Here is an 11,288-nt window from a genome sequence, read left to right on the forward strand (position 1 = left end):
TATCGTTTCCGTGGCCACCAGCATGCGAATCTCGATCCGCTGGGACTGTGGAAGCAAGAGAGAGTGGCGGATCTCGATCCTGCATACCACGATCTGACCGAGGCCGATTTCCAGGAAAGCTATAACGTAGGCTCTTTTGCTATCGGCAAAGACACGATGAAACTGGGCGACCTGATCGCGGCGCTCAAACAGACCTACTGCGGCGCTATCGGCGCGGAATACATGCATATCACCTCAACCGAAGAGAAACGCTGGATTCAGCAGCGTATTGAATCGGTTGCAGGCAAAGCCAGCTTCAGCGCTGAGGAGAAAAAACGTTTCTTAACCGAGCTGACGGCAGCTGAAGGTCTGGAACGTTATCTCGGCGCGAAATTCCCCGGGGCAAAACGCTTCTCGCTGGAAGGCGGCGATGCGCTGATCCCGATGCTGAAAGAGATTATCCGTCACGCCGGCAAGAGCGGCACCCGTGAAGTGGTGCTGGGCATGGCGCACCGCGGTCGTCTGAACGTGCTGGTTAACGTACTGGGTAAAAAACCGCAGGATCTGTTTGACGAATTCGCCGGCAAACATAAAGAACACCTCGGCACCGGCGACGTGAAGTACCACATGGGCTTCTCCTCCGATATGGAAACCGAAGGCGGACTGGTTCACCTTGCGCTGGCGTTTAACCCGTCGCACCTTGAAATCGTCAGCCCGGTGGTTATCGGCTCCGTACGCGCCCGTCTGGATCGCCTCGACGAACCGAGCAGCAATAAAGTGCTGCCGATTACTATTCACGGCGATGCCGCCGTTACCGGCCAGGGCGTGGTTCAGGAAACCCTGAACATGTCCAAAGCGCGCGGCTACGAAGTGGGCGGTACCGTACGTATCGTTATCAACAACCAGGTGGGTTTCACCACCTCGAACCCGCTGGATGCGCGTTCCACGCCATACTGCACCGATATCGGTAAAATGGTTCAGGCGCCGATCTTCCACGTTAACGCGGACGATCCGGAAGCCGTAGCGTTCGTCACCCGTCTGGCGCTGGATTTCCGTAATACCTTCAAACGCGATGTCTTCATCGACCTGGTGTGCTACCGCCGTCACGGCCACAACGAAGCCGACGAGCCGAGCGCGACTCAGCCGCTGATGTACCAGAAAATCAAAAAACACCCGACGCCGCGCAAAATCTATGCTGACAAACTTGAGCAGGATAACGTGTCGACGCTGGAAGATGCCACCGAACTGGTTAACCTTTACCGCGATGCGCTGGATGCCGGCGAATGCGTGGTGGAAGAGTGGCGTCCGATGAACCTGCACTCCTTTACCTGGTCGCCGTACCTCAACCACGAGTGGGATGAGAGCTACCCGAGTAAAGTTGAGATGAAACGTCTGCAGGAGCTGGCGAAACGCATCAGCACCGTGCCGGACAGCATCGAAATGCAGTCTCGCGTGGCGAAGATTTATGGCGATCGTCAGGCGATGGCCGCCGGTGAGAAGCTGTTTGACTGGGGGGCCGCGGAAAACCTGGCCTACGCCACGCTGGTAGACGAAGGCATTCCGATTCGTCTCTCCGGTGAGGACTCCGGTCGTGGGACCTTCTTCCACCGTCACTCGGTTATCCATAACCAGGTGAACGGTTCGACCTACACCCCGCTGCAGCATGTTCATAATGGCCAGGAGCACTTCAAAGTCTGGGACTCCGTTCTGTCTGAAGAGGCGGTACTGGCGTTTGAATACGGCTATGCCACCGCTGAACCACGCACCCTGACTATCTGGGAAGCGCAGTTTGGTGACTTCGCCAACGGCGCTCAGGTGGTTATCGACCAGTTCATCAGCTCCGGCGAGCAGAAGTGGGGCCGTATGTGTGGCCTGGTCATGCTGCTGCCACACGGCTATGAAGGTCAGGGCCCGGAGCACTCCTCCGCGCGTCTGGAACGCTATCTGCAGCTGTGCGCTGAGCAGAATATGCAGGTCTGCGTACCGTCTACACCGGCCCAGGTTTACCACATGCTGCGTCGTCAGGCGCTGCGCGGGATGCGCCGTCCGCTGGTGGTGATGTCGCCGAAATCGCTGCTGCGTCATCCGCTGGCCGTTTCCAGCCTCGATGAACTGGCTAACGGCACCTTCCTGCCGGCCATCGGTGAAATCGACGATCTCGACCCGAAAGCCGTCAAGCGTGTGGTGCTGTGCTCTGGTAAGGTTTATTACGACCTGCTGGAACAACGCCGTAAGAACGACCAAAAAGATGTCGCTATCGTGCGCGTAGAGCAGCTCTATCCGTTCCCGCATCAGGCGGTACAGGAAGCGCTGAAGCCTTATGCCCACGTGCATGATTTTGTCTGGTGCCAGGAAGAACCGCTCAACCAGGGCGCGTGGTACTGCAGCCAGCATCACTTCCGCGAAGTGATTCCGTTTGGGGCCTCTCTGCGTTACGCAGGCCGCCCGGCCTCCGCCTCTCCGGCGGTAGGGTACATGTCCGTTCACCAGAAACAGCAACAAGATCTGGTCAATGACGCGCTGAACGTCGATTAATTAAAGGATACATAATGAGTAGCGTAGATATTCTGGTTCCCGACCTGCCTGAGTCCGTAGCTGACGCGACCGTTGCGACCTGGCATAAAAAACCGGGCGATAGCGTCCAGCGTGATGAAGTGCTGGTGGAAATCGAAACTGACAAAGTGGTACTGGAAGTACCGGCATCAGCGGACGGCATTCTGGATGCAGTGCTGGAAGATGAAGGCGCCACCGTGCTTTCTCGCCAGATCCTTGGTCGCCTGCGTGAGGGCAATAGCGCGGGCAAAGAGTCCGCCGCGAAATCCGACGCCAAAGAGTCCACCCCGGCTCAGCGTCAGCAGGCGTCTCTGGAAGAGCAGAGCAACGATGCCCTCAGCCCGGCGATCCGTCGCCTGCTGGCTGAACATAATCTTGATGCCAATGCCATTAAAGGCACCGGCGTCGGCGGCCGTCTGACCCGTGAAGATGTTGAGAAACATCTGGCCGCGGCGCCGGCGAAAACCGAAGCGAAAGCGCCGGCAGCGGCGGCAGCAGCACCGGTTGCTCAACTGGGCCACCGCTCGGAAAAACGCGTGCCGATGACCCGTCTGCGCAAACGCGTCGCCGAGCGTCTGCTGGAAGCGAAAAACTCTACCGCCATGCTGACGACCTTCAACGAAGTCAACATGAAGCCGATTATGGACCTGCGTAAGCAGTACGGCGACGCGTTCGAAAAACGTCACGGCATCCGTCTGGGCTTTATGTCCTTCTACGTGAAAGCGGTGGTTGAAGCGCTGAAACGCTATCCGGAAGTGAACGCCTCGATCGATGGCGATGATGTGGTGTACCACAACTACTTCGACGTCAGCATGGCGGTCTCTACGCCGCGCGGTCTGGTGACCCCGGTTCTGCGCGATGTGGATCTGCTGGGTATGGCGGACATCGAAAAGAATATTAAAGAGCTGGCAGTGAAAGGCCGTGACGGCAAGCTGACCGTAGATGACCTGACCGGCGGCAACTTCACCATTACCAACGGCGGCGTATTCGGTTCTCTGATGTCCACGCCGATCATCAACCCACCGCAGAGCGCCATTCTGGGTATGCACGCCATTAAAGATCGCCCGATGGCGGTCAATGGCAAGGTAGAAATTCTGCCGATGATGTACCTGGCGCTCTCCTACGACCACCGTCTGATCGATGGACGTGAATCGGTAGGCTTCCTGGTAGCAATCAAAGAGCTGCTGGAAGACCCGACTCGTCTGCTGCTGGACGTGTAGTGATAATGGCCCGGAAGCGTTCAGCTCTCCGGGCCAATAAAAACATCATCTGCGCTGGAGGCTTTGCGCCTTACAGACTCAATGATAACGATTACCTGAAGGATGGACTGAACACATGAACTTACATGAATATCAGGCAAAACAACTGTTTGCCCGCTATGGCTTACCGGCGCCGGTGGGTTATGCCTGTACTACTCCGCGTGAAGCAGAAGAAGCCGCATCAAAAATCGGTGCAGGTCCGTGGGTAGTGAAATGTCAGGTTCACGCTGGTGGCCGCGGTAAAGCGGGCGGTGTGAAAGTAGTTAACAGTAAAGAAGACATTCGCGCATTTGCTGAACATTGGCTGGGCAAACGCCTGGTGACCTACCAGACAGATGCTAACGGCCAGCCGGTTAACCAGATTCTGGTTGAAGCCGCGACCGATATCGCTAAAGAGCTGTATCTGGGCGCGGTGGTCGACCGTAGCTCCCGTCGCGTGGTGTTCATGGCCTCCACCGAAGGCGGCGTGGAAATCGAAAAAGTGGCGGAAGAAACGCCGCACCTGATTCACAAAATTGCGATCGATCCGCTGGCAGGCCCGATGCCTTACCAGGGGCGCGAGCTGGCGTTCAAACTGGGCCTGGAAGGTAAACAGGTTCAGCAGTTCACCAAAATCTTCATGGGGCTGGCGACCATTTTCCTTGAGCGCGACCTGGCGCTGATCGAAATCAACCCGCTGGTTATCACTAAGCAGGGCGACCTGATCTGCCTCGACGGCAAACTGGGCGCTGACGGCAATGCGCTGTTCCGCCAGCCGGATCTGCGTGAAATGCGCGACCAGTCTCAGGAAGACCCGCGTGAAGCCCAGGCGGCACAGTGGGAACTGAACTACGTTGCGCTGGACGGCAACATTGGTTGCATGGTTAACGGCGCGGGCCTGGCGATGGGGACCATGGACATCGTTAAGCTGCACGGCGGCGAACCGGCTAACTTCCTCGACGTGGGCGGCGGCGCAACCAAAGAGCGCGTTACCGAAGCGTTCAAAATCATCCTTTCCGACAGCAATGTTAAAGCCGTGCTGGTGAACATCTTCGGCGGTATCGTGCGTTGCGATCTGATTGCTGACGGCATCATCGGCGCAGTGGCGGAAGTCGGCGTGAACGTGCCGGTAGTGGTACGTCTGGAAGGTAACAACGCCGAACTGGGTGCGAAGAAACTGGCTGACAGCGGCCTGAATATTATTGCAGCGAAAAGTCTGACGGACGCAGCACAGCAGGTTGTTGCCGCAGTGGAGGGGAAATAATGTCAGTTTTAATTAATAAAGACACTAAGGTTATCTGCCAGGGTTTCACCGGTAGCCAGGGCACATTCCACTCTGAACAGGCGATCGCTTACGGTACCCAGATGGTTGGCGGCGTAACCCCAGGTAAAGGCGGCACTACGCACCTGGGCCTGCCGGTGTTCAACACCGTGCGCGAAGCCGTGGAAGCGACCGGCGCCACCGCGACCGTTATCTACGTTCCGGCACCGTTTTGCAAAGATTCCATTCTGGAAGCTATCGATGCGGGCATTAAGCTGATTATCACCATTACCGAAGGTATCCCGACGCTGGATATGCTGACCGTGAAGGTGAAGCTGGATGAAGCTGGCGTACGTATGATCGGCCCGAACTGCCCGGGCGTTATCACGCCGGGCGAGTGCAAAATTGGCATCATGCCGGGCCACATTCATCAGCCGGGTAAAGTGGGCATCGTTTCCCGCTCTGGCACCCTGACCTATGAAGCGGTTAAGCAGACCACCGATTACGGTTTCGGTCAGTCTACCTGCGTCGGCATCGGCGGCGACCCGATCCCGGGGTCAAACTTCATCGATATCCTGAAACTGTTCGAGGAAGATCCGCAGACCGAAGCGATCGTGATGATCGGCGAGATCGGCGGTAGCGCGGAAGAAGAAGCGGCGGCATACATTAAAGATCACGTGACCAAACCGGTTGTCGGTTACATCGCCGGCGTCACCGCGCCGAAAGGTAAGCGTATGGGCCACGCAGGCGCCATCATCGCCGGCGGTAAAGGTACGGCGGATGAGAAATTTGCCGCGCTGGAAGCGGCGGGCGTGAAAACCGTGCGTAGCCTGGCTGATATCGGCGAAGCGCTGAAATCAATTATTAAGTAAACCCTCTCTGCTCACGATGAGCAGTTAAATGTCCGATTTCGACATGGTTGGCCACCGTCAGGTGGCCTTTTTTATGCCTGTCTCTTCCGGCGCCGGATGAAGGTCGGGCGCGTCTGCGGCCTCCGCCATCTTCGCTCGTACCGAAAAACCTTTCCTATTGTATTGATTTAACACCTTTTTATTAAAATAATTCGCGGTTATTTACCGGGTAGCAGAGGAAATGATTCTCATCCCTGTTTTTTTATAATGCCAAAGTCCAAAATAAAAATGCTGTATTAATTGATGTACCCACCGGGAAAAATACTCACAGACGTCTACCATTAATCAGATCGCTATTTTTTTCATCCTACGCGCCTTAAAGTTAAATCATATTACCTATACTTCGCATATCTCTCTTTTCAGTAACTATTGCAGGCATACTTTAAACATGTATTTAACATTAAATTCACCATTATTCTTTGTTGGGATACATAATTAACATAGAAGAGAAAAATTGATTTATATCAATATTTAAGGCTTGGAAAAGATCGCAAAAAAGCGTTAAATTGTCGCAAATCAAATTGGCCTAAACCGGTCATTTTCGCTATATATTGATCACCGTCGTAAATGTAAAACTGATTCAATAAAATCCTGTTTATTGTAAGGTTATTGCAGCGTAATATATCGGGGAATCAATTGGGTTTTTCGTTAACGTATTTGTAACCTTTGCGAGGAGCTGTTTCATCTGGCGACGAAACGGTAACGAAGCGGGAAGCAAGTTATTTTGTATTGGGGCATGCGTATGAATCCAATGAGCAGGGTTCATTCTCGGAGTCTTCATGCGATGAGCAAGGAGTCATAATGTTAGATATAGTCGAACTGTCGCGCTTACAGTTTGCCTTGACCGCGATGTACCACTTCCTTTTTGTGCCACTAACGCTCGGTATGGCGTTCCTGCTGGCCATCATGGAAACGGTCTACGTCCTTTCCGGCAAACAGATTTATAAAGATATGACCAAATTCTGGGGCAAGTTGTTTGGTATCAACTTTGCGCTGGGTGTGGCAACCGGGTTGACCATGGAGTTCCAGTTCGGGACAAACTGGTCTTACTATTCTCACTACGTGGGCGATATCTTCGGTGCGCCGCTGGCCATTGAAGGTCTGATGGCCTTCTTCCTCGAATCTACCTTTGTAGGTCTGTTCTTCTTCGGTTGGGATCGTCTGGGCAAAGTTCAGCACATGGCGGTGACCTGGCTGGTGGCCCTGGGTTCCAACCTGTCGGCATTGTGGATCCTCGTCGCTAACGGTTGGATGCAAAACCCGATCGCCTCGGATTTCAACTTCGAAACCATGCGTATGGAAATGGTCAGCTTCTCCGAGCTGGTCCTGAACCCTGTCGCGCAGGTGAAATTCGTCCACACCGTCGCCTCCGGCTACGTCTGCGGCGCGATGTTCGTGCTGGGGATCAGCTCTTACTATATGCTGCGCGGCCGCGACTTCGCCTTCGCTAAACGCTCCTTTGCCATTGCTGCCAGCTTCGGTATGGCGGCGATTCTTTCGGTTATCGTGCTCGGGGATGAGTCCGGTTACGAAATGGGCGACGTACAGAAAACGAAACTCGCCGCGATCGAAGCCGAATGGGAAACGCAGCCCGCGCCGGCTTCCTTCACCCTGTTTGGTATTCCGGACCAGGATGCGCAGACTAACCACTTCGCTATCCAGATCCCTTACGCGCTGGGTATTATTGCCACACGCTCCGTGGATACGCCGGTCATGGGTCTGAAAGACCTGCTGGCGCAGCACGAAGCGCGTATTCGTAACGGGATGAAAGCTTACACCCTGCTGGAAGAGCTGCGCGCTGGCTCAACCGATCGGGCGGTTCGCGATCAGTTCAACGACGTGAAGAAAGATCTGGGCTACGGTCTGCTGCTGAAACGCTATACCCCGAACGTCTCCGACGCGACGGAAGCGCAGATTGCGCTGGCGACCAAAGATTCTATTCCTCGCGTTGCTCCGCTGTACTTCGCGTTCCGTATCATGGTGGCCTGCGGCATCCTGATGCTGGGGATTATCGCGGCGTCCTTCTGGACCGTTATCCGCAATCAGATCGGTGAGAAAAAATGGCTGCTGCGCATCGCGCTGTATGCGATTCCGCTGCCGTGGATTGCTATCGAGTCCGGTTGGTTCGTGGCGGAATATGGCCGTCAGCCGTGGGCGATAGGTGAGGTACTGCCGACGGCGGTGGCGAACTCGTCGCTGACCGCGGGCGATCTGATCTTCTCGATGCTGCTGATTTGCGGTCTGTACACCCTGTTCCTGGTAGCGGAGCTGTACCTGATGTTCAAATTCGCACGCCGTGGACCCAGCAGCCTGAAAACCGGTCGCTACCACTATGAGCAGTCTTCCACGACTACTCAGCCGGCACGCTAAGACAGGAGTCGTCAAATGATCGATTATGAAGTATTGCGTTTAATCTGGTGGCTACTGATCGGCGTTCTGCTGATTGGGTTTGCCGTCACCGATGGTTTCGACATGGGGGTGGGGATGCTCACCCGTTTCCTCGGCCGTAATGACACCGAGCGTCGAATCATGATCAACTCCATTGCCCCGCATTGGGACGGAAACCAGGTGTGGCTGATCACCGCGGGCGGCGCGCTGTTTGCCGCGTGGCCGACGGTCTATGCCGCGGCGTTCTCCGGTTTCTATGTGGCGATGATCCTGGTGCTGGCCTCCCTGTTCTTCCGTCCGGTCGGGTTTGACTACCGTTCGAAGATTGAAGACACCCGCTGGCGTAACATGTGGGACTGGGGCATCTTCATCGGTAGCTTTGTGCCGCCGCTGGTGATTGGCGTCGCCTTCGGTAACCTGCTGCAGGGCGTACCGTTCCATATGGATGAATATATGCGCCTGTTCTATACCGGCAATTTCTTCCAGCTGCTGAACCCGTTTGGTCTGCTGGCCGGTATTGTGAGCGTGGCGATGATCCTGACTCAGGGGGCAACCTATCTGCAGATGCGTACCGTCGGCGAACTGCACCTGCGCGCCCGGACGACCTCCCAGGTCGCGGCGCTGGTGACCCTGGTGTGCTTCCTGCTGGCAGGCGTCTGGGTGGTATACGGTATCGATGGTTATGTGGTGACCTCGGCTATCGACCACTCCGCACCGTCGAACCCGCTGACAAAAGAAGTCGCTCGTCAGGCTGGCGCATGGTTAGTTAACTTCCAGAATATGCCTGCGCTGTGGGCTATCCCGGCGCTGGGCGTCGTTCTGCCGCTGTTGACTATCCTGACCTCGCGGATGGAGAAGGGCGCGCTGGCGTTTGTCTCTTCTTCCGTGACCCTGGCTTGTATCATCCTGACCGCGGGGATCGCCATGTTCCCATTCATCATGCCATCCAGCACGATGATGAACGTGAGCCTGACCATGTGGGATGCGACCTCCAGCCAGAGAACGCTGAACCTGATGACCTATGTTGCGATTGTCTTCGTGCCGATTATTCTGGGCTACACCAGTTGGTGTTACTGGAAGATGTTTGGCCGCATTACTCGTGAAGACATCGAAAAGAACACCCACTCGCTGTACTAAGGGAAGGAGCTATATATATGTGGTATTTCGCATGGATTTTGGGAACGCTTCTTGCCTGTGCCTTTGGGGTCATTACCGCGCTGGCGCTTGAGCAGGTAGAAGCCAGCAAAGCAGGTAAAGAAGAACACTGATGAGTCAGATTATCACAACGCTATATGTGATAATGGATAAGCGCCCGCTAAGGGCGCTTTCTCTGCTGATGGCGCTGCTGCTGGCAGGCTGCATCTTCTGGGACCCGTCGCGCTTTGCGGCTAAGACCAGCGAACTGGAAATCTGGCATGGTTTCCTGCTGATGTGGGCCGTTTGCGCCGGCGTTATCCACGGGGTGGGATTCCGCCCGCGGGCCATCCACTGGCAAGGTATTTTTTGTCCACTTATCGCTGATATTGTCCTCATTACAGGGCTGTTTTTTTTCTTCTTTTGAAAGAGAAGAGAATAAGAGAACTCTGTTAACCTCATGGGCTTGCATAAGCCCATAAAAATTTACTCGCCGTTTACTTTCTCCCATTCCAAAGCACGTTCCCCGCGCGTATAGTAGCGAAGTTTGAAAGCACTAATCTTTTTTTGCATTACCGGGATGTAAAGTGAATACAACGCGATATACAACGGCATTTTTGATGCATCGCGGCGGCCAGTACGCGAATCACCGGGAGCTTACAAGAGTAAGTGACGGGTGTGAGTGGACGAAGCCAACACAGAGGCAGCAGGAATGAATAAGTATATGTTTCGATGGCCGGTGCGTGTCTACTATGAAGATACCGATGCCGGTGGTGTGGTTTACCACGCCAGTTACGTCGCTTTTTATGAAAGAGCACGCACCGAGATGCTGCGTCACCATCACTTCAGTCAGCAGGTTTTGCTGGCTGAGCGAGTTGCCTTCGTGGTTCGCAAAATGACGCTGGAATATTTTGCGCCCGCCAGACTCGACGACATGCTCGAAATCCAGACGGAAATTACCTCGATGCGAGGCACCTCTTTGGTTTTCACGCAGCGAATCGTCAACGCCGAGAATACAGTTTTGAACGAAGCTGAGGTTCTCATTGTGTGCGTTGATCCACTCTTAATGAAGCCTCGTGCGCTTCCCAAGTCTATTGTCGCGGAGTTTAAGCAGTGACTGACATGAATATCCTTGATTTGTTCCTGAAGGCAAGCCTTCTGGTTAAACTTATCATGTTGATTTTAATTGGTTTTTCTATCGCTTCCTGGGCTATCATTATTCAGAGAACGCGTATCCTCAACACGGCAAGCCGCGAGGCGGAAGCCTTTGAAGACAAATTCTGGTCGGGAATTGAGCTCTCTCGCCTGTACCAGGAAAGCCAGAGTCGTCGCGATAACCTGGTGGGGTCTGAACAAATTTTCTATAGCGGCTTCAAAGAGTTTGCCCGTTTGCACCGCGCCAACAGCCATGCGCCGGAGGCCATCGTAGAAGGGGCGTCGCGTGCAATGCGTATTTCAATGAGCCGGGAGCTGGAAACGCTGGAAACGCATATCCCGTTCCTGGGAACCGTCGGCTCCATCAGTCCGTATATTGGCCTGTTTGGTACCGTCTGGGGGATCATGCACGCCTTTATCGCTCTGGGCGCGGTCAAGCAGGCGACCTTGCAGATGGTTGCGCCGGGTATCGCCGAAGCGCTGATCGCCACGGCTATCGGCCTGTTTGCGGCAATCCCGGCGGTTATGGCCTACAACCGTCTGAACCAGCGCGTGAACAAACTTGAACTGAACTACGACAACTTTATGGAAGAGTTCACCGCGATTCTGCACCGTCAGGCGTTTACCAGCAGCGAAAGCAATAAGGGGTATGCCATGGCCAGAGCACGT

The 11,288-nt window shown here is 54.8% G+C and carries 9 protein-coding genes and 1 pseudogene; all 10 read left to right on the top strand.

Annotation, left to right across the window (positions count from 1 at the left end):
• Window positions 1-2,514: 2-oxoglutarate dehydrogenase E1 component (gene sucA, locus ACI2JR_RS05365; RefSeq protein ID WP_462478058.1), on the top strand; the 2,514-nt coding region annotated here is incomplete at its 5' end.
• A 14-nt stretch (window positions 2,515-2,528) separates the two neighbouring features.
• Complete coding sequence (odhB, locus tag ACI2JR_RS05370; RefSeq protein ID WP_132728041.1) at window positions 2,529-3,752, top strand: 2-oxoglutarate dehydrogenase complex dihydrolipoyllysine-residue succinyltransferase; 1,224 nt, start codon at window positions 2,529-2,531, stop codon at window positions 3,750-3,752.
• Between the two features lie 115 nt (window positions 3,753-3,867).
• Window positions 3,868-5,034 (top strand): ADP-forming succinate--CoA ligase subunit beta, encoded by a 1,167-nt coding sequence (gene sucC / locus ACI2JR_RS05375; protein WP_004859677.1) that lies wholly within the window; start codon window positions 3,868-3,870, stop codon window positions 5,032-5,034.
• Complete coding sequence (sucD, locus tag ACI2JR_RS05380) at window positions 5,034-5,903, top strand: succinate--CoA ligase subunit alpha (RefSeq protein WP_132728039.1); 870 nt, start codon at window positions 5,034-5,036, stop codon at window positions 5,901-5,903. Before sucC ends, sucD begins: the two co-directional genes overlap by 1 nt.
• An 840-nt stretch (window positions 5,904-6,743) precedes the next feature.
• Complete coding sequence (gene cydA / locus ACI2JR_RS05385; protein ID WP_132728037.1) at window positions 6,744-8,312, top strand: cytochrome ubiquinol oxidase subunit I; 1,569 nt, start codon at window positions 6,744-6,746, stop codon at window positions 8,310-8,312.
• A 15-nt stretch (window positions 8,313-8,327) separates the two neighbouring features.
• The gene (cydB, locus tag ACI2JR_RS05390) at window positions 8,328-9,467 is read left to right on the top strand and encodes a cytochrome d ubiquinol oxidase subunit II (RefSeq protein ID WP_132728035.1); all 1,140 of its coding nucleotides are present in this window, start codon (window positions 8,328-8,330) and stop codon (window positions 9,465-9,467) included.
• A gap of 17 nt (window positions 9,468-9,484) precedes the next feature.
• Window positions 9,485-9,598 (top strand): cytochrome bd-I oxidase subunit CydX, encoded by a 114-nt coding sequence (gene cydX / locus ACI2JR_RS05395; protein WP_132728033.1) that lies wholly within the window; start codon window positions 9,485-9,487, stop codon window positions 9,596-9,598.
• Window positions 9,598-9,891, top strand: coding sequence for a cyd operon protein YbgE (ybgE, locus tag ACI2JR_RS05400; RefSeq protein ID WP_132728031.1), 294 nt, complete (start codon window positions 9,598-9,600; stop codon window positions 9,889-9,891). The genes cydX and ybgE overlap by 1 nt, the downstream gene beginning before the upstream one ends.
• 285 nt (window positions 9,892-10,176) lie before the next feature.
• Complete coding sequence (ybgC, locus tag ACI2JR_RS05405) at window positions 10,177-10,581, top strand: tol-pal system-associated acyl-CoA thioesterase (RefSeq protein ID WP_132728029.1); 405 nt, start codon at window positions 10,177-10,179, stop codon at window positions 10,579-10,581.
• Window positions 10,578-11,267 (top strand): annotated as a pseudogene (gene tolQ / locus ACI2JR_RS05410) (Tol-Pal system protein TolQ); the annotation flags it as partial. The gene ybgC and the pseudogene tolQ, both read left to right, overlap by 4 nt.
• Between the last annotated feature and the right edge of the window lie 21 nt (window positions 11,268-11,288).

The sequence above is a fragment of the Klebsiella sp. NPDC088457 genome (assembly GCF_044900465.1).
Taxonomy (GTDB): domain Bacteria; phylum Pseudomonadota; class Gammaproteobacteria; order Enterobacterales; family Enterobacteriaceae; genus Klebsiella.